The sequence below is a fragment of the Apibacter sp. HY039 genome (assembly GCF_004023655.1).
Classification (GTDB): domain Bacteria; phylum Bacteroidota; class Bacteroidia; order Flavobacteriales; family Weeksellaceae; genus Apibacter; species Apibacter raozihei.
This window is the reverse complement of sequence record NZ_SAYM01000004.1, coordinates 138,436-157,091: the sequence shown is the minus strand read 5'-3', so window position 1 is coordinate 157,091 and position 18,656 is coordinate 138,436. Positions and strand designations below refer to the sequence as shown.

16 protein-coding genes are annotated in these 18,656 nt (G+C 30.2%); 6 read left to right on the top strand and 10 right to left on the bottom strand.

What is annotated here, in order from left to right; genetic code table 11:
* Window position 1 precedes the first annotated feature (1 nt).
* Window positions 2–751 carry a 1-acyl-sn-glycerol-3-phosphate acyltransferase gene (locus tag EQ921_RS10040; protein WP_255424475.1) on the top strand — a complete coding sequence of 250 codons (750 nt, stop codon included), beginning with the start codon at window positions 2–4 and terminating at the stop codon, window positions 749–751.
* Between the two features lie 12 nt (window positions 752–763).
* Entirely contained in the window at window positions 764–1,207 is a 444-nt protein-coding gene (locus EQ921_RS10035; RefSeq protein WP_128331553.1) for a YqaA family protein, read from the top strand.
* Window positions 1,208–1,213: 6 nt separating this feature from the next.
* Here the strand turns inward: EQ921_RS10035 and EQ921_RS10030 are convergent, their stop codons facing one another.
* From EQ921_RS10030 to EQ921_RS10000, 7 genes are all read right to left on the bottom strand, one after another.
* Window positions 1,214–3,835, bottom strand: a complete 2,622-nt coding sequence (locus EQ921_RS10030) for a carboxypeptidase-like regulatory domain-containing protein (RefSeq protein WP_164875623.1) — start codon at window positions 3,833–3,835, stop codon at window positions 1,214–1,216.
* A gap of 20 nt (window positions 3,836–3,855) precedes the next feature.
* Window positions 3,856–4,563 (bottom strand): GLPGLI family protein, encoded by a 708-nt coding sequence (locus EQ921_RS10025; RefSeq protein ID WP_128331551.1) that lies wholly within the window; start codon window positions 4,561–4,563, stop codon window positions 3,856–3,858.
* A gap of 184 nt (window positions 4,564–4,747) precedes the next feature.
* Window positions 4,748–4,972, bottom strand: a complete 225-nt coding sequence (locus tag EQ921_RS10020) for a hypothetical protein (RefSeq protein ID WP_128149376.1) — start codon at window positions 4,970–4,972, stop codon at window positions 4,748–4,750.
* 392 nt (window positions 4,973–5,364) lie between these two features.
* Window positions 5,365–7,512 (bottom strand): FUSC family membrane protein, encoded by a 2,148-nt coding sequence (locus EQ921_RS10015; RefSeq protein ID WP_164875622.1) that lies wholly within the window; start codon window positions 7,510–7,512, stop codon window positions 5,365–5,367.
* A 114-nt stretch (window positions 7,513–7,626) separates the two neighbouring features.
* Window positions 7,627–8,025, bottom strand: coding sequence for a DUF1634 domain-containing protein (locus EQ921_RS10010; RefSeq protein ID WP_128149372.1), 399 nt, complete (start codon window positions 8,023–8,025; stop codon window positions 7,627–7,629).
* A gap of 13 nt (window positions 8,026–8,038) precedes the next feature.
* Window positions 8,039–8,914 carry a sulfite exporter TauE/SafE family protein gene (locus tag EQ921_RS10005; RefSeq protein WP_128331549.1) on the bottom strand — a complete coding sequence of 292 codons (876 nt, stop codon included), beginning with the start codon at window positions 8,912–8,914 and terminating at the stop codon, window positions 8,039–8,041.
* A gap of 125 nt (window positions 8,915–9,039) precedes the next feature.
* Window positions 9,040–10,950: an ATP-binding cassette domain-containing protein gene (locus EQ921_RS10000; protein ID WP_128331548.1), complete on the bottom strand. Its 1,911-nt coding sequence runs from the start codon at window positions 10,948–10,950 to the stop codon at window positions 9,040–9,042.
* A gap of 100 nt (window positions 10,951–11,050) precedes the next feature.
* Here EQ921_RS10000 and EQ921_RS09995 point away from each other — a divergent pair, with 100 nt between their 5' ends.
* On the top strand, window positions 11,051–11,608 hold the full coding sequence (locus EQ921_RS09995) for a hypothetical protein (RefSeq protein WP_128149366.1): 558 nt from the start codon (window positions 11,051–11,053) through the stop codon (window positions 11,606–11,608).
* Window positions 11,609–11,673: 65 nt separating this feature from the next.
* Here the strand turns inward: EQ921_RS09995 and EQ921_RS09990 are convergent, their stop codons facing one another.
* Complete coding sequence (locus EQ921_RS09990; RefSeq protein WP_128149364.1) at window positions 11,674–12,483, bottom strand: enoyl-ACP reductase; 810 nt, start codon at window positions 12,481–12,483, stop codon at window positions 11,674–11,676.
* A 149-nt stretch (window positions 12,484–12,632) separates the two neighbouring features.
* On the opposite strand from EQ921_RS09990, the gene EQ921_RS09985 reads away from it, so the two are divergent.
* The 3 genes from EQ921_RS09985 (at window position 12,633) to EQ921_RS09975 (ending at window position 17,093) form a co-directional block, all read left to right on the top strand.
* Window positions 12,633–13,430 carry a glycosyltransferase family 25 protein gene (locus EQ921_RS09985; protein ID WP_128331547.1) on the top strand — a complete coding sequence of 266 codons (798 nt, stop codon included), beginning with the start codon at window positions 12,633–12,635 and terminating at the stop codon, window positions 13,428–13,430.
* Between the two features lie 108 nt (window positions 13,431–13,538).
* Window positions 13,539–15,536, top strand: coding sequence for an NAD-dependent DNA ligase LigA (ligA, locus tag EQ921_RS09980; RefSeq protein ID WP_128149360.1), 1,998 nt, complete (start codon window positions 13,539–13,541; stop codon window positions 15,534–15,536).
* A 687-nt stretch (window positions 15,537–16,223) separates the two neighbouring features.
* Window positions 16,224–17,093 (top strand): AraC family transcriptional regulator, encoded by an 870-nt coding sequence (locus EQ921_RS09975; RefSeq protein ID WP_128149358.1) that lies wholly within the window; start codon window positions 16,224–16,226, stop codon window positions 17,091–17,093.
* Window positions 17,094–17,649: 556 nt separating this feature from the next.
* Here EQ921_RS09975 and hisIE read toward each other — a convergent pair.
* Together hisIE and EQ921_RS09965 are read right to left on the bottom strand one after the other, a co-directional pair.
* Window positions 17,650–18,249 (bottom strand): bifunctional phosphoribosyl-AMP cyclohydrolase/phosphoribosyl-ATP diphosphatase HisIE, encoded by a 600-nt coding sequence (gene hisIE / locus EQ921_RS09970; RefSeq protein WP_128331546.1) that lies wholly within the window; start codon window positions 18,247–18,249, stop codon window positions 17,650–17,652.
* 34 nt (window positions 18,250–18,283) lie between these two features.
* A complete protein-coding gene (locus EQ921_RS09965; RefSeq protein WP_128331545.1) occupies window positions 18,284–18,643 on the bottom strand; it encodes an MmcQ/YjbR family DNA-binding protein in 360 nt (119 codons plus the stop codon).
* Window positions 18,644–18,656 lie beyond the last annotated feature (13 nt).

Here is an 18,656-nt window from a genome sequence, read left to right as displayed (position 1 = left end):
TATGGAATTTATAAGAAAAATTTTAGTCATTATTTGGAAAATATGGTTTTATATTCTGGCAGCCTTATGTACCCTTTTTATCGGTACAACCATTTATTTGTTAACGTACCAGAAAAATGATAAACTGACCTATTTTTTTATGAGATTGTGGTCATATGTTTTGTTTTATGGAATGGGTTTTACTTATACTCTTAAGTACAGCCAAAAACTGGATCCTAAAAAAAATTATATTTTAGTGTCAAATCATACATCTGTTATGGATGTAGCATTAATGTTTATTCTTCATCCCAATCATCCTATTGTATTTGTAGGTAAAAAGGAACTGGAGAGGTACCCTGTTTTTGGAAGAATTTTTAAGAAGATTTCAATTTCGGTAGATCGATCAGATAAAAAAAGCAGAGCGGATGTGTTTCCGGCTGTTAAGAAAACTATTACTATGGAAAATAAAAATGTGGTTCTTTTCCCCGAGGGAGGTGTGCCTGACAGGGATACTATTCTCGCAAATTTTAAAGATGGAGCATTTATATCTTCTCTTTACTGTAATGCGCCCATAGTTGTTTATGCTATTCATAATCTTAATAATATGTTTCCGTTTGTATTTACTCTAGGTTATCCCGGAAAAGTGAAGGTGGAAAGGTTAGATATTTTGTATCCTTTAAATAAATCAAAAGAAGAGTTAAAAGATCAAACATATCATCTGATTTATGAACAAATTAAAGATACTCCGATTATCCATCCGGAACTTAAATAGATTCATTCAGTTATGTTAGATGGATTGATAGAATATGGGTATTATGGGTTATTTTTAGCTTCTTTTCTAGCAGCTACAATTTTACCATTTAGTTCTGAGGTAGTGTTAGGGGGAATTTTAGCAATAGGAGGTGAACCTTGGCTTTGTGTTATTATAGCAACCCTTGGAAATAGCTTAGGAGGAATGACTAATTATTTTTTGGGTAAGCTGGGTAAGATTGAATGGATTGAAAAATACCTGAAAATAAAGAAAGATAAAATTGATAAAATGCATAATTGGTTAGAAGGTAAAGGAGCATCCATGGCTTTTTTTTCATTTCTTCCGGTTGTTGGCGATATAATTCCGGTTGCTTTAGGGTATATGAGAGCTAATATTTATATAGTAACATTCTCTATGTTTTTAGGTAAATTGGCTCGTTATATAATCATAATGTATGGTGTTGAGTGGTTTAAATAGTTTCAGCTACAAATTATAACTCATTCCGACTCCGGCATAACCTGGCAGCTTATGATAAATATTTCTTTGTAAAATATTATTAGTGGTAGAGGTTTCAATTGTTTCTGAACCAGCTATATTTAAAATATCATTTCCTTCGATCCAGTATTTCCAGGAAGACAGTTTATTTTTGTATATGATTTTAAAGCCCAAATTATAAATATCTTTCTTTATCTGACCACTTCGGTAAACAGTATAATTATTAGTCCATGATCCTTTTAAGTTTTCTGAAAATTTAAAGTATAAATTGAAAAAAGGAGTAATTTGAGATCTTTTTAGTGAGTTTTTTTGGTTTTTATAACTAGAAATATTGTTTGATAATTTAATACCGGATTCATAATTTAAAAATGCTTTCTTACTGTAAGATTTTAAGGCTATTTCATTAAAAATAAATGAAGATTTCATGGGGTCTTTTTCCTGATTTGTGAAAGTATCTTCAAACGAAAGGCTATAATCATTGTTAAAGCTGATTCTGGATTTAATAAATTTTAGTTTAGCTTCAAATATCAGATTTACATTCCATGATTTTTTATTTTTTGAGTTTATGTAATTAATAACTGTATAATTATTTAGTGAATTGTTATTTGTTACAGGAGTGTTTGAAGTCTGATTAAAATTAGTATTAATAATTAAATTTGTACCATTATAAAGATTTAAGAATAAATACTCAATGCCTGTGGTTGAATTCAAAAGCTCTTTGTTACTTTCAATTAAACTTTTTGTAAACAAGCTATAATAGTCGTTTAAATAATTTTGTTGATTAAATTTATCAGCAGAGAGATATGTAATATCTTTTGTGTAATAAATGGAAAGAGTGTGAGTTGGAGTAAACTCAAGTTTTAACTTAGCTTTTGGTAAAAAAAAAGTAGATTTAGATTTTTCAGGATTAAAGGATAATTTATAGTCTCTTATTTCAAAGTCAAGTAGGTATTGTAAAAAATGAGTAGAATTACTGATTCCGGTTTTTAAGAACAAATAATTAGTTGATATAGGTATGTGTTCATTAGTAAGCTCCTGAACAATTGTATTTTTAAATATATTTCTTTTCCATATATATCCCAAATTTCCTTTCAAAGTAAATATATTAAATTTATGAGTAAACTTAGAAATGATACCTTTTTCGTCATTTTTTCGATAACTTCTTTGTTGTAGGCTAAGGTTATTATAGTGAAATAGAGGTTCAGATGAGGAAATTGTATATTTATTTCTATCATCTTTTAGTTCCTGATAAAGATTAAAGGTGACTAAATTTTTTTCTGAAAATTTATATAAAAAACTAAATTGTTGAGAAAATTTTAAATTTTTAGTAGATAAATTTTCATCGTAAGAGAGAATATTAATTTTATTATTTGATTCAGTAATTCCAGTTCCTTTATTGTAAGCAGGTTCCAAAGCTCCGGAATAGGATATTGATATGTGGTTATTAATATCATAGTTAATTTTTAAATACGTCTGATTAAATAATAAATTTCCTTTTGTGTTGTTTTTATCAGATATCTCTGAATTGTTATCTAAAAATAATTTTTCTGAAAATATTTTTTCTCTTTGGCTTACATTGTTTAGTATAGAATAAGCCGATATTTTTAACTTCTCATTGGGTATAAAAGAGATATTTAAACTTCCCAATTGATTATTTCTTTTTATAATATTATTATCGGTCAGTAAAAAGTTAGGTAGGAAATCACTCATTTCTTTCATAGAAGAAATTTCGTTATTCATAAGTTCATTTCGGACATCCGTGTTTAATTTCAGATAATCATCGATAGTAAATCCGTTTTTTCCGGTATTTCCAGCATTTCCTATAAAACTTATAGATGATTTAGATCCAAATTTAAATAAATTGAGTTGAGAGTTATACATTTCTTTATACGATGAAAATAAGGATATATCTCCGGTAATTTTGTTTTGATATTCTTTTTTTATATCTACGTTTAGGGCTGTTTGTTGGCCTCCTTCCAAGTTTTTAGCTAGTAGAGAATTTTGATAATTCTTTAATACATCAACGGACTTAATCATCTGAGCATTTAAATTGTCCGTAGCTAGTTTATGATTGTTTCCAAAAAAGTCGTTTCCGTTAATTAATAATTTGTCAATAATTTTTCCGTTTACCTTTATATTTCCATCGTTTACTTCAATTCCCGGTAATTTATTAAGAATATCTTTTAATTTTTCTTCATGCCCGTTGGTAAAAGAATTTAAATTATAAGAAATAGTATCTCCCTTACTTTTTATAACTTTATTTATAATAGTAATTTCTTCTAATTCTTTTTCTTTTTTATATAAATTGAAATTTTGAGTTTTGCTTTTAGATAAAAACAGACTCTCTATACTTTTATTGTATTCAATATGATTTATCTCAATATGGTAATTTCCGGAAGGAATATGTTCAATTTTGTAGTAACCTTCATGATCGGAAATACTATATCCGATGGTTAGGTTGCTTGCTGAATCAGTTAGTTGAACTGATGCATAAGGTATAGCCGTATCGTCAGAATTATATATTTTCCCTTCGATAAAATAGAGATTTTGAGCAATCGTAAAATTAGCAATAAGGGAGGCTGAAAATATACATATAAATTTAAAAGACAAAATTTTCAAAGTAGTTGTTTTTAAAATGTTTCTTCAATAGTTCCGTCCTGTATTTCTTGAATTTTTTCTTTTAATAAAATATTATAATCATTTTGAGATATAGCTTTTCCTTTCGTAGGTTTTACAATTTCATAATCGGAGTTGAAATCAATTGAAACAAGTCTATAAGTTTGGTATTCCTGTTCAAGTTCAACAATTAATCCCGGCAGGCCGCAATAGTTTTCCGGACCATCCGGAATAGCTAAATCCGTAGTATACCATGCAGTTATAGGTCCTTGACTTTCAGATAAAGTCGTGGCTTTTTTGCATGTATAAGAATCAATCTTTTTTTCATCTCCTGTAAATTTCCACTTTGTATTATTAAGTTTGTCTGTTACAAGAAAAAGTTTTCCAAAAAAATCAGATTGATATACATATAAATTTTCTTGCATATTTTTATAGGTTTGATCATTTGCACCAATTTCAATGATTTTAGTGTTGTCTTTATTTTGTATAGACTTGTCTTTTAAAAATAATGAAATTCCATTTTTATAATATAAATTATAAGTAAACGGTTCCGAAAAAAATAAATTTAAATTTTGAACTGCTTCTCCCTCTGGGCTTTCACTTTTAATTTTGTCTAAATTAAAAATAGTTTTATAAACTATTTTATATGTTTGGCTGTATAAGTGTAACGGAGTGAAAACTGTTATTATAATTATAATAGTATTAAGTAAGTATCTTTTCATTTTTCGGATCTTTAATTGTGATAAATTTCAATAGTAAATAAGATAATTCATAGTATAAAATTTATACACTAGCGATGTACATTGTTTATACTATGAATTATACACTATGTTTGATTGATTTATAATTAAAATCAGGATAAAATAACTAAGTATAATAAACTGAAAATAATAATATTTATGACATTTAAGCTACATAGCATCTATATCTATGATATAGTTTTCCATTCAACCAATATGAATACCAGTAAACGCATCTGTAAACAGCTTCATCTTCCAGTGACATTTTGGAAGTAGTTGTTACGGTTGTGTAATTGTTTTCAATGGCTAATGGTAACGTGTCTGCTTTTGCCTGTGTTGAAGTGGCAAGGCCGGCAACTATAATCGCTGCCGAAAATAATAGTTTTTTCATAATTTAATAAGTTTAAAAATTCCTACTTTCAGATTTTTAAATGTCGCTGTTTCGGATTTTCCGACATAATCATCAATTAATTTTTATGTTGATATTCGCGACTATCAATATTTAAAATATATAATTGATGATTATACTAATGTTTTAATCTTAATATGAAACAAAAGTAAATATTAAATTATTACAATGCAATAAGCTAAAATATTGGTTTGATTTTTGTGTAAGCCTTCAATTGTGAAATATTCAGCATTTTATAAATTTTTAAGAAGAAGAATCAATAAATTGTAAAAACATACTCGTTTTTTTTAATAAAAACATAGTATGTTTTTTTTTGCTATTTTTTATAAGATTAACTTATATTTATAAAATAAGATTTTAATAGAAAAGAAATATCACAAAGAAAATTCGAATTGAGAATTTTTCCATTCATGAAATTCTTTTAATTTTTTTACGTAGTTATATATTTGCTGGGAAAGTATATAAATTTCTTTAAGCTGATAAGTATTTAAACTTTGATTATTTAAATTCAAATTAAATTCCTCTTCCTGCCAGTTGCTTTCTTCTCCAGGATTCCTGTTTTGTATCAAGCTAATACAATTGGTTAATGTTTGCTCGATTAATTGTATCAAACGATTATCTGTTTCTGTAATTGTATTTTTTTGCGATGTAAAAGTATAAGTTCTTAATGCAGAAATTCTCGTAGAAAGTAAGTTTATAAGTGTCTGAATATTATAAATATCAGATTTATAATCTTTAGATAAAGAAGGTTCAGATATAATTCGTTGAAAAGAACTGGATAAATTTGAAGTTCCTAACAAAACATCCTTTCGGGCCAATTTAACCTCAGTATCAGATAATTTATCTTCATGTTGTAAATTAAAAGTCAGTTTTTTAAAATAATTTAAATTATAATTTAATAATTTACTGATGAGAGTGGGGAGAATTTTATACTCCCAGGTAGGTAAAAAGAGAAAACTGAGAATAAAAGCTATAATTACGGCAATGGCAGTTCCTCCCAGTCTGTGATATATATTAATCCAATTATCGCTCCCCTGATGTTCCAAGAAAATTAAAAGGATGACAAAAATAGTTACAAAAGCAACTCCTACCTTGTAGTTGATGGGAATAAAACTATAAGCACCTACAATACAGATAACCGTCAGAAAAGTAATAACATATACGTTTTGAGTCAGTAAAAGCAAAAGCAAAGTAATAACTGCCCCGGCAGCCGTTCCTTGTAAACGTTGAATAGCATAGTTCTTTGTATTTCCGTATACAGGTTTAAGGATAAGAATAATGGTCAGGTAAACCCATGAAAAATATTTGATTTCCAAGGCAATACATATAAAATATGATAAAAGTATTGCCATGCTTACACGTAGGGCATGCCTGAATATGTTGGAACGTAAGTTTAAATTAGCTTTTAATGTGGTAAAATTATAATTGTATTCTTGTGTAAATTTTTCTAATTGTAAATCCTCATAAGTTGTTTTTTCATTATTGAAGTTTCCGTTGATAATGGATTTAATAATTTGGGTTTGTTTGTAAAAGGATCTGAAAATAAATCTTACATGTTTTAACGCATGAACATTAACATCCCTACAGGCAACACTACCGTTTTCAATATTTAAAATATGTTCTTTAAACTTAGTAAGCAAAGAAGTATCTATAGTAATAGTAACTTTTTTATGTAAATTTATAGACCAGTTAATACCATCAAGAATCAGCCTCATATTTAATAAACCGGTAGTAAAATCCTGCTTTAATCCGCTTTTTTCCAGCGAGTAAATAAGCTTATCATCTTGGATATTTAAAGAAATGAGCTGCTCATATAAATCTATCAAAGCACTGAAAATAAGCGTCATTCTCCTTCCTTTAGCGGAAAAGCTTTTTGCGTTGATACGCAGTCGAAAGAGATTTTCACGTATATCTTCATGGGTAGCATGAATTTTTTCCTGTTTTTCAAAAATTTTAATAAGAATATCGTTTAGTTTTTGCTTCTTTCCCGGTGAATTACTTTTTATCAGAAAATAATGATAGAGAAGGTCGGTATATTCTCCTAACTGTTTAATATTCTCACTAAGCTTTTGCTCTATAACGCGATAGGGTTGAATACGCCAAAGTCCCAGTGAAACAATTCCGTAAAACACAACACCGGACATCATGGCTAAAGTATTCGTAAATATATCATGTGATTGAAAACTACAGGCATATACAATACATAATAACGCAGAAGTACTAATGCTTACTGCTCGGGAACCATAGATAAATAAAAGTGAAAAAAAGAAACCACTAAAGGTTACCCATAAACCAAAAGACACGACATGAGAGGTATAAGGCAATAACAACTGACTGATTAGAACGACCAAAAAATAAAATACAGCTCCTATAGACTGTGTATATAGTTTTATTTTAATAGTTCCCGGATTATCTCCTATTCCTGCTACCAAAGCACCAGAAGAAGCCAGTACGCCAATGTCCAAACGGTTAAACAAAATACCAATAATCATAGGCATAAGCATTACAAAAGCTATTCTCAAACCCCTGCTAAAATAAAAGCTGAAAATAAAAAAAGTACTTTCGGAAACTATATGTTTTATTTTTTGATACATTAATTGAATAAGTCTGGTTAAAGAAAAGTAAGTCTTTTAAGATTATCCTTCGATACCAAAAAATAAATTGGAAAGGATGATTGCCAGAACTATACAGGTAATAATAACGTACATACGATCTTTTTCAACAGCAAAAGCAAAAATTGAAAAAGCTATTCTGACAATAGGAGTTGCGATAAGGACAGCAACCCCCAATTGAATGATAGCTAATCCATCCCATTCAAAGACTCTGGGGATAATAGTAGGTATTTCCCTCAAATATTCAGAGGTTCCGGTAAATACTTCAAAATTCGGTTTTTCATGAGGGTGTTGATATATGTAAATTAAACCACCCAAAATGGTTATACAGGAAGAAATTATTACACCATAGCGTAATAATTTGCCAATAAGAAGTTCAACATCACGTTCTACCCAAAACGATTTAGTAAATAAATTTGCCATTTTACCAGATGTATTAAATTTTTGGAAAATTGATATGTGGAAACCATTCTACCAGGCTAGGTTCTATACCTCTATATATCATTTGTAAAGCTAAAATTGCAATTACAATACTAAAAATTTTTCGCAGTAATGATACATCAATCCGCATTAATATTTTTGAACCAAAAAAAGCACCAATCAGAACTCCTAATACGATAGGCATAGCTAATTCCGGATTAATCTGTCCTCTTTGAAAATATATTACAGCACTGGCAGCAGCTGTTACACCCACCATAAAATTGGAAGTTGTAGTTGAAACTTTAAATGGAATTTTCATAGCCGTGTCCATAGCTAAAACCTTCAAGGAACCAGAACCAATTCCTAAAATTCCGGAAAGAATACCAGCAAGAGTCATTAAAGAAAATCCTCCGGCTACATTTCTTACATTATAATTTTGTATTCCTTCAGAAGTAGGATATGAACCATTAAGCTTTAAAATTGTCCCTAATTTACTTCCCGGTTTGGAATAATCAATACTTTGATTTTTCTTTCTGACAGTCATAACTGAAGAAAAAATAAGGGTAATTCCTAAAATAATGTATATAGATGAAATAGGTAAATAAACGGCGACTAAAGCTCCAAGTACGGCACCAGCTGTAGTTGCAATTTCCAGAAACATACCTATACGTACATTGGTTATGCCTTCTTTAATATAGGCTGCAGCTGCTCCTGAGGATGTTGCGATTGACGTTACCAAAGCTGTCCCAACAGCATATTTAATATCAACATCAAAGCCTAAAGTGAGTAAAGGTATAATTACAACTCCGCCGCCAAGTCCTGTTAATGAGCCTAGCATTCCGGCTGCAATGGCTCCCAAAAATAAAATCAGGGTAAAATAAAGTATAGTCACAGCTTATGAGTATTATTGGTTTCAGCAAAGGTAAAGAATACAGATTAAATCTAAGATATGTATAAAAGAGAAAAATGTATTACCTTTTCCTGTAAAAAAAGCCTGATTTTATCAGGCTTAATAGTTTAATTTATTTGATTAAAAATTTTTTCCCATTCCTGATTTAAGCTACTTAGCTGTTCTTTCATATGGGTGTATTCTTCAAGTTCCTTTTCAGCAGGATTTTTTTCTGCAAAATGTTTTTCTGCTTTTTGAATCTTAGACTCCACACGTTCTATTTCAGATTCAACCTTAGCTAATTTGTTTTCTAAGGCTTTTTGTTCTTTAGACTTAAATTCAGTTTCCTTATCAGTTTTATTAGATGTCTCAGAAACAGAAACTTTTTTAACGGCCATTGTAGATTTTTCCATATCCACCTCTCTCATATTCTCTTTCTTACGATAATCGAGATATTCAGTAATTCCGCCTAAGAATTCCTTAACTTCACCATTTCTAAATTCGAAAATTTTATCAACCAGCCCGTCCAGGAATTCCCTGTCATGAGATACCAGTAAAAGGGTGCCTTTAAAATTTTTGAGGGCCTGCTTAAGAATGGCTTTCGATTGCAAGTCGAGGTGATTGGTAGGCTCATCCATAATTAACGTGTTAAAAGGACGAAGCAGTAGCTTACAAAGAGCCAGGCGGTTTCTTTCACCTCCGGATAAGACAGAAACTTTTTTTTGTACCTCATCTCCTTGAAAAAGGAATGAGCCTAACAAATCTCTTACTCTTGGTCTTGATTCTTCAGTAGCAGAATCTTCCGCTTCTTCCAGTATGGTTTTATTTCCATTCAGGACTTCAGCCTGATTTTGAGCAAAATATCCTATTTGTACATTATGTCCTGTTTCTAAAGCACCATCGTAAGGAAGTAAACCTTCCATAATTTTTGCCAATGTTGTCTTTCCTTGCCCGTTCTGTCCGACAAAAGCAATTTTTTCGCCTCGTTCTATAAAAAAATCAGCTCCCTGAAAAACAATATGTTCTCCAAATGATTTTCCAAGTCCCTCTGCTTTAAAAATTATTTTACCGGGAGTAACACTAGGTTCAAATCTGATATTGAATCGGGTAACATCTTCGTCTTCTATTTCAATACGTTCAACCTTATCCAATTTTTTAATCAAAGATTGTGCAAACGAAGCCTTACTCGCTTTAGCACGGAATTTTTCAATTAATTGTTCTGTACGCTTAATTTCCTGCTCTTGATTCTTTTGGGATTGAAGTAATTTTTCTTTTCTTTCTTGTCTTAAAATAAGATATTTGGTGTAATTGGCTTTATAATCCTGTATGGTACGGTTTGAAATTTCAATAGTACGATTCGTAACATTAGTAAGAAATTGTTTATCGTGCGAAACCAATACTACAGCTCCTTTATAATTAACCAAAAAACTTTCCAGCCAGATGATAGATTCTATGTCCAAATGGTTGGTAGGCTCATCTAAAAGAAGAACATCATTCTCCTCAAGCAGCAGTTTTGCTAATTCAATACGCATTCTCCATCCACCTGAGAAATCATCAGTAAGTTTGGTGAAGTCTGATTCCCGGAATCCAAGACCTTTTAAGATTTTTTCAATCTCACCCTCGGTATTGTATCCCCCAAGATGTGAAAACCGATCAGTAAGATCAGTAAGATCGTGAATCAGTTTGTGATAATCGTCTGATTCATAATCAGTACGTGTAGCCAATTCATGATTAATGGTATCTATACGATCGTTGATAAGATTAAGTTCTTTAAATGCCTGTTTTGCTTCATCCCAAACAGTTCTCCCTTTTTCAAAATCCAGATCTTGTTTCAAAAAGCCAATACGTACTTCTCCTTCCTTTTCCACGTTACCTTCAGTTGAAGGTTGTTCTCCGGAAAGAATTTTCAACAATGTAGATTTTCCTGCACCATTTTTTCCTGCGAGTCCAATGCGATCATTTTTATTAATTCTAAAATTAACACTCTCAAATAAATATCTTCCTGCAAAATGTAATCCCAGGTTTTGAACTAAAATCATTTTCTCTTAAATTTTTTAAACATGCAAAAATACTATTTTAAACTTAATTGCGTTTTATATTGTCAAATAGAAATAATTATATTTGTTTAAAATAAATCTTATGAAGAAAATTATTCCACTTTTAGTATTGACTATATTTTTCAGTCTTAATACGGTATCCTGTAGCAATGATGACAATCCACAACCTGTTAATACAGTAGATAAGGATACTATTGCAGAAGTTCATGAGTTGGTTAATCCGGTGTTTACAGCAAATTCAATTTATTCTTATCAGTATAGACTAAATTTTAGATTGGATTATGATTCAGATCAATTGTTAATATACAGACAGGTAGATACTACAACTTCCGGCTCACCGGTTTGGGTGCTATTGCCTAGTTCATTTACTAATGACTCAGGAACTATTACTCACAGTTTTGATTTCAGTAAAGAAGATTTTACAATTTATATGGATGCAAATTACGATATAAAAACACTTACACCTAATTTCTTAACTAATCAAGTATTTAGAATAGTTATAATTCCCGGCTTTTTTCCAAGTACAAAAAGTACTACACCTGCAGTTGATTATAATGACTATGCAAGTGTAATAAAATACTATAATATTGATGAATCAAAAATGAAAAATATTTCGACATCTACAGAAGTTAGCAAATAAAAATAATTTATAATAAATAAAAAAGAGACTCATTTAGAGTCTCTTTTTTTATATAGTGTGAAATTTTATTTTCCATAACGTTTCATTACTAATTCACTTACTCCAACATTAGAGAAACCTCCGTCGTGGAATAGGTTTTGTAAAGTAACTTTTTTAGTAAAATCAGAGAATAAAGAAATACAATAACCAGCACAATCGTCGGCCGAAGCGTTTCCAAGAGGAGAGATCTCTTCAGCAAACTCAATAAATCCTCCAAAACCCTTAACTCCTTGTCCGGCAGTTGTAGGGGTAGGAGACTGAGAAATAGTATTAACCCTTACCTTTTTCTTTAATCCCCATTCGTAACCAAAACTTCTGGCAATACTTTCCAGATAAGCTTTATTGTCAGCCATATCATTATAGCCAGGGAAGGTTCTTTGAGCAGCAATGTAAGAAAGAGCCAGAATGCTTCCCCATTCATTCATCGCATCTTTATCCCACGCGGTTTTCATTACCTTATGAAATGAAACAGCAGATATATCCCATCCTTTAGCCAGCCATTCATAATTTATATCAGTATATTCTTTTCCCTTACGAACATTTATAGACATTCCTATAGAGTGTAGAATAAAATCCAATTTCCCAAATTTAGCAAGTGCATGATCGAAAAGTTTTTCCAGATCCTCCATAGAAGTAGCATCTGCAGGAACGATATCTGAGCCTGTTTTTTCGGCAAGGGCATTAAGTTCTCCCATCCTCAAAGCTACTGGTGCATTTGTTAAAACAAATTCTGCACCTTCTGCATGTGCTTGTTCAGCTACTTTCCATGCAATAGAGTTAATATCCAAAGCTCCGAAAATAATTCCTTTTTTACCTTTCAATAATCCGTAAGACATATTATTCTTTTAAAAAGTTAACGAGACAAATTTAGAAATTATTTTTTTATATCATAATTCTAAGGCATTATATTAAAATATTCTACAAAAATTTATAAAAATAAGTACCTTTGTCCCCTAAATATATATGGAAATTAAACGAGATAAAAATGAATAATGCTCTTTATACAACCTACTTAATAAACCTGGATAGGTCTCAGGATCGGCTGGAGTTTATGAAAAAAGAATTTGATAAACAGCAGATACATTTTGAGAGGATTCCGGCAGTGGATGGAGCATTACTAAATGGGAGTGAATATTTATTAAAAAATAAATATGATAGAAATTTGGTACCTGGTGAAATTGGCTGTTATCTGAGTCATGTCAAAGCTCTTCAGACTTTAGTTGCTTCGGAATATTTATATGCTGTTATTATTGAAGATGATGCTGTGTTAAGTGATGATTTTAAAAAAGTAGTTGAAAAAAGTATTGCAGTTCATCACATAAATCAGGATAAAAAAGCTGATTGGGATGTCCTAAAACTTTTTAATGGTAAGAGAAGGCACATTAAGATTGAAGATATTGATGAAAATCACTTTATTGCAGCCTGTGGTACCAGTGTTCCCATTACAACTATTGCAGCAATATGGACACGTTCAGCAGCTGAAAAGTTTTTAAGCAAAATAATGAGTGCTCGACCGATTGTCAGAAGACCTATTGATTGCGATCTTCAACATCCGTGGGAATTCAACCTTAGAATTTATAATTTATTACCTTCAATAGTAAGATCAGGCGGTATGGCAACCCAGATACAGCTGGTTAAAAAATTGAGAAAATCGAATGTTCCTCGTCAGATAGTCTATGAAATAAACCGTTTTTTTCCTAAATATTTCTATTTGATACATCATCATGGATGGAAACCTTTTTATGATAGTTTTATAGCTAAGAAAAATAAAAAAATATCTTAATATTAGTTAATATATCTGTATATTTCTTATCATTTAAGTAAATCTTGGGACTAAAATTTTTTTTAAGTACTTCTTTTAGTATTTTTGGTTTTAAATTGTATCCCAAATATGAATGATATACAAGCCAGAATCCAAGTTTTACGTCAAGATATAAATACACTGAACTACAAGTATTATGTATTGGATGAATCGGAAGTCTCTGATTACGAGTTTGACAAAATGCTTGAAGAATTAAAGCAGTTAGAAAAGGATTATCCTCAATACGATGATCCAAATTCACCTACACATCGGGTAGGCGGGCAAATTACTAAAAACTTCCCAACTGTTGTTCACGAAAAACGAATGTATTCTCTTGATAATAGTTATTCATTTGAAGATATAAAAGATTGGGTGGACAGAGTAACTAAATCTATATCCGATGAGGTTGAATATGTATGTGAATTGAAGTATGACGGCTTATCCATCAGTATTTTATATGAAAATGGGAAAATAGTTCAGGCAGTTACCCGTGGGGATGGATTTCAGGGAGATGAAGTTACCTCCAATGTAAGAACTATTCGTTCTGTTCCTTTAGAGCTGTCAGGGAATTTTCCCGAGCGTTTTTATGTGCGTGGAGAAATAATCATGCCTAAAAAATCATTAGAGAAGTTAAACATTGAACGAATTAAAGAGGGACTTGAGCCTTATGCAAATCCTAGAAATACGGCAAGTGGAAGTTTGAAACTGCAGGATAATACTGAAACTGCGAAAAGAGGTTTGGATTGTTACCTGTATTACGTAATTTCAGATGATATACAATATTCAACTCAGTGGGATTCATTAAAACACGCAAAAGAATTAGGTTTTAAAGTTGGGAATTATTCTCGACTGTGTAAAAATCTGGATGAAATATACGGGTTTATTCATCATTGGGATACTGAAAGATACCAGCTTCCATTTGAAATCGACGGAGTGGTAATTAAAGTAAATTCTGTATCGGAACAAGAAGAATTAGGATATACGGCAAAATCACCTCGTTGGGCTATAGCATATAAATTTAAAGCAGAAAAGGTTGAAACACAATTACTGAGTATAGATTATCAGGTAGGAAGGACTGGAGCTGTCACTCCGGTAGCTAATTTAATGCCGGTATTACTTTCGGGAACAGTCGTCAAAAGAGCTTCCTTGCACAACGAAGATTTTATCAACAATATGGATTTGCGTATCAATGACTATGTATTTGTTGAAAAAGGAGGAGAGATTATACCCAAAATTGTAGATGTCAGCTACGATAAAAGGGAACCTGATACCCAGCATATTCAATTTATTAAAAATTGTCCGGCATGTGGAACTGCATTGATCCGAAAACCGGGAGAAGCGGCAAACTTTTGTCCAAACGAGGAAACTTGTCCCCCTCAGGTTGCCGGAAGGCTTGAACATTTTGTATCACGTAAAGCTATGAATATAGATAGTGTTGGTGCTGAAACTGTGATTATGTTGCATGAGCAGGGCTTGGTAACTGATGTTTCTGATTTTTATTCACTGAAGAAAGAGCAATTGGTACATTTAGATAGAATGGCTGATAAATCGGCTCAAAATATAATTGACGGAATAGCTAAATCAAAGGAAGTGCCTTTTGAAAAGGTTCTTTTTGCTTTGGGAATCAGACATGTAGGGGAAACGATGGCAAAAAAACTCGTCAAGCGATTTAAAAATATTGAAAAGTTAAGAGAAGCAACGTTAGAAGAATTGATACATACAGATGATGTCGGTGAAAAAATAGCTGTAAGTATTCAGGAGTATTTCAAAGAACCCAAACATCTGGAAGTTATACGTAAATTAAAAGAGGCTGGCCTTAAATTTGAGTCTGAAGAAATAAATTCACAGGTGTCGGATGTTCTTGAAAATAAGACATTTTTATTTACAGGAAAACTAACAGCATTTACCAGAGAAAGAGCAGAAGAGATGGTTGAAGAGCATGGTGGGAAAAATGTATCGTCTGTAAGTAAAAATTTAAATTATTTGATCGTTGGCGAAAAAGCCGGATCTAAGTTGAAAAAGGCACAACAACTTGGAACTGTTCAAATTTTAGATGAATACGAGTTTCTTGAATTAATAAAACAATAAAATAAAATTTTTCTATAGCTTAATAAATTAAAAATATTAACTTCATATTAATTTATAATATTTTACGGATAAGTTTAATTTTATGTAATATTTATATTTTCATAATTTTTTTATTTTTTCTTTAAAATATAAATTATTCGTAAATGAGGTGTTTTTTTAGTAGTGTAACGTATTAAATAATTGATTTTTTTGTAAAAGTTCTAATTAATTAGGGGATGTAATTAAATTAATTTGTTTTTTATGCAGATAATATTGAATATATGTTAAAATAATTAGTTGCCAATATAAAAATTTTTGTTATTTTTTTTTATTAAATATGTAATTAGAAGCTTAGTTGTATTTTAATATATTTAATTAATGAAATAAATGAGAGTAAAATATGATAATTTATCTGTCATTTTTTTTGAAAATGTTTAGATTTTATTACAAATTGTTAGCTATATGCTTGTTTCGTATAGGCTTTTTGTTTACTTTTGTCTACATTATTGTGTATAACTATTTTTTTTATAATTAATTTAATTGCCTGATTGTAATTTTAGTGTTTGTTAAATAGCTATTTAGTAAATATTAAGATATATTAATAAAAATTTAAATAATTTGTTTGAATTTTTATTATAGAATAAAGAATGTGGATTATTGAAATATTTTAAACGATAATAGTTTATACTATAAGTTGAGATAAAACTAATGCAGGGAAGTAAAGATATTGAATTACTTTATACAAAGGAGCATATTTCTTGTCGTAACTACGATGACGGAGCTAACCCTTTGATAGAAGTGGTGGATTTACATAAGAATGAAAATTGGGATATTTCAACTCAGGAAAATAAAATAGTATACGTTGTTAAAGGAAAAATTAAATTTTTGTTTAACGGCTTCTCGGGAGAAAATTTATCACAGTCGAAAGCTATAATTCTTCCGGCTGGAACAAAATTTGTATCAAAAGCGGAAAAAGATACATCTATTTGTGTACTTAGACTCCGATCGCATATAAAATTGTGCGACAGATATTCAATTGAAAGACTTCTGAAAGATGAAAATGTTTCCGATCTGGAAGAACAAACCACACTTCAAGGCAACGAAATTTTACAAAGTTATATGCAGCTGTTATACATTATAGTTAAAGACGGACTAAAATGTATCTCGTTATTTGAAATAAAACTTAAAGAATTGTTTTTTATTTTAAGAGGCTATTATCCTAAGAAAGAGTTGTTGGGGTTTTTTTATCCTTTGCTGACTAATGATACCAGTTTCTCTAATCAGATACTTTTAAATCATTACAAGGCTAAAACGGTTAAGGATTTGGCAGATTTGACCCATTATAGTGTATCGGGATTTGAAAAAAGATTTAAAAAAGCTTTTAACGTTCCTCCATCCCAATGGTTAAAGGAACAAAGAGCTAAGAATATCTATCATGAGATAAACTGTACTCATAAAACTTTAAAAGAAATAAGTTTAGAATTTGGTTTCGCCTCACCGGCACATCTGAATGAATTTTGTAAATCCTATTTTGGAATTACACCTGGAAAAATAAGAAAAGAAAATATCGCTAAATAAGTCAATATAAGTATTGAGTATTAAATAAGATAATAAGACCATAAAGTGTTTAAATGTAAGGTGAATTTTGTCAGAATGAATGAAAACGAGGATTGATTTATTATAGATTTTAACACTAATCATCTATATATAACTATTCAATGAATTTATAATCTAGTATAATTAAAAAGGGTATAAATTATATTAATAATTAGAAAACATTGAATTACTAAGAGCTACATCTATCAGTTTGGTTTTTTTAATCAGGCTCATAGATGTAGCTCTTTCTTTTTATTTTTTTTATTTTAAAAAAGGCGGGTTTATGTAAACATCGGGAAGTTTTATGTAATTATACCCAAAGAAATAAGTCTAATTTTGTGTTATAGAAAAACAGGTAATGTTAGCACTAATTAATTTGGTATAATTTAAAATTGAATTCAATGTTTTGACTTACTGAATGTAATTATAAACACAAGATATAGATAAAATAATAAAAACTAAACATTGAATTTTCAAAAAAACTATCTTTTTAAGTTACTACTTTAATAAGCTGTAAAGGCCCATATCCCTTTACAGCTTATCTTTTTAGATCCCTGTGTCTGTTCATTAATACATTTTCAATATCTTCGAGTTTAAAACCTTTAGCTTTTAGTAATATTAAATAGTGGTATAATAAATCAGCCGCTTCATTTTTAAAAAGATTATCGTCATTGTCTTTAGCTTCAATTACAACTTCCACAGCTTCTTCTCCAACTTTTTGAGCCACCTTGTTTATTCCACGCTGATACAACTTATAAGTATAAGAATTTTCTGTTTTTTCATTAATTCTACGGTTTATGATATCTTGTAATTCATAAACAAATCCTTGTGAAGTTTGTTCGTCAAAACAAGAATAGCTTCCTGTGTGGCAGGTGGGACCGTCTGGTAAAACCTTAATTAAAAGGGTGTCCTTATCGCAATCAAGTTTTATATCTTTAACCCATAGGAAATTTTTAGATGTTTCTCCTTTAGTCCAAAGACGGTTTTTACTACGACTAAAAAAGGTTACTTTACCTTCATTTTTTGTCTTTTCAAAGGCTTCCTCGTTCATATAGCCCAGCATGAGCACCTGCAATGTTAAATAATCCTGTATAATCACAGGAACTAATCCGTTACTTTTAGTAAAATCTATATTCATTTGATTAATAATAGTAATATAAGTTATTTATGATTTAATTGGCGATATTCAGCTTGTTTTGTTTTAGGTAATTTTTTATTACTTCTGCCACTGAATGTTGTATAAGTTCTTTGATAAGTGAATCAGGTACATCTCTATTCAGGTATACTGCATTCCATAAATTAGAAGTCGTATGTTTTCCTTTGCATATTCCGCAATATTTTTCTCTCAAGTCAATACTCATGTCAGAATTACATTTCATATTAAAATTAAATTCACCATCTTTTGGGTCAATAGAGCCATAAGCAAACATTTTATTCATTACTTTAAATACAAGAGTATTATCATTGAAAGGAAAACTTTCAATAGCTCCTTTTACGGATAAGCAATAATCTCTGAACGCTTCAATATCCATTTTAAAAATATAA

Coding starts and splice junctions, on each gene's coding strand:
- EQ921_RS09995 (WP_128149366.1), top strand. CDS start 11,051: ATGAAGAAAATTATTCCACTTTTAGTATTGACTATATTTTTCAGTCTT.
- EQ921_RS09985 (WP_128331547.1), top strand. CDS start 12,633: ATGAATAATGCTCTTTATACAACCTACTTAATAAACCTGGATAGGTCT.
- EQ921_RS10020 (WP_128149376.1), bottom strand. CDS start 4,972: ATGAAAAAACTATTATTTTCGGCAGCGATTATAGTTGCCGGCCTTGCC.
- EQ921_RS10025 (WP_128331551.1), bottom strand. CDS start 4,563: ATGAAAAGATACTTACTTAATACTATTATAATTATAATAACAGTTTTC.
- EQ921_RS09990 (WP_128149364.1), bottom strand. CDS start 12,483: ATGTCTTACGGATTATTGAAAGGTAAAAAAGGAATTATTTTCGGAGCT.
- EQ921_RS09965 (WP_128331545.1), bottom strand. CDS start 18,643: ATGGATATTGAAGCGTTCAGAGATTATTGCTTATCCGTAAAAGGAGCT.
- EQ921_RS09975 (WP_128149358.1), top strand. CDS start 16,224: ATGCAGGGAAGTAAAGATATTGAATTACTTTATACAAAGGAGCATATT.
- EQ921_RS10040 (WP_255424475.1), top strand. CDS start 2: ATGGAATTTATAAGAAAAATTTTAGTCATTATTTGGAAAATATGGTTT.
- hisIE (WP_128331546.1), bottom strand. CDS start 18,249: ATGAATATAGATTTTACTAAAAGTAACGGATTAGTTCCTGTGATTATA.
- EQ921_RS10010 (WP_128149372.1), bottom strand. CDS start 8,025: ATGGCAAATTTATTTACTAAATCGTTTTGGGTAGAACGTGATGTTGAA.
- ligA (WP_128149360.1), top strand. CDS start 13,539: ATGAATGATATACAAGCCAGAATCCAAGTTTTACGTCAAGATATAAAT.
- EQ921_RS10000 (WP_128331548.1), bottom strand. CDS start 10,950: ATGATTTTAGTTCAAAACCTGGGATTACATTTTGCAGGAAGATATTTA.
- EQ921_RS10035 (WP_128331553.1), top strand. CDS start 764: ATGTTAGATGGATTGATAGAATATGGGTATTATGGGTTATTTTTAGCT.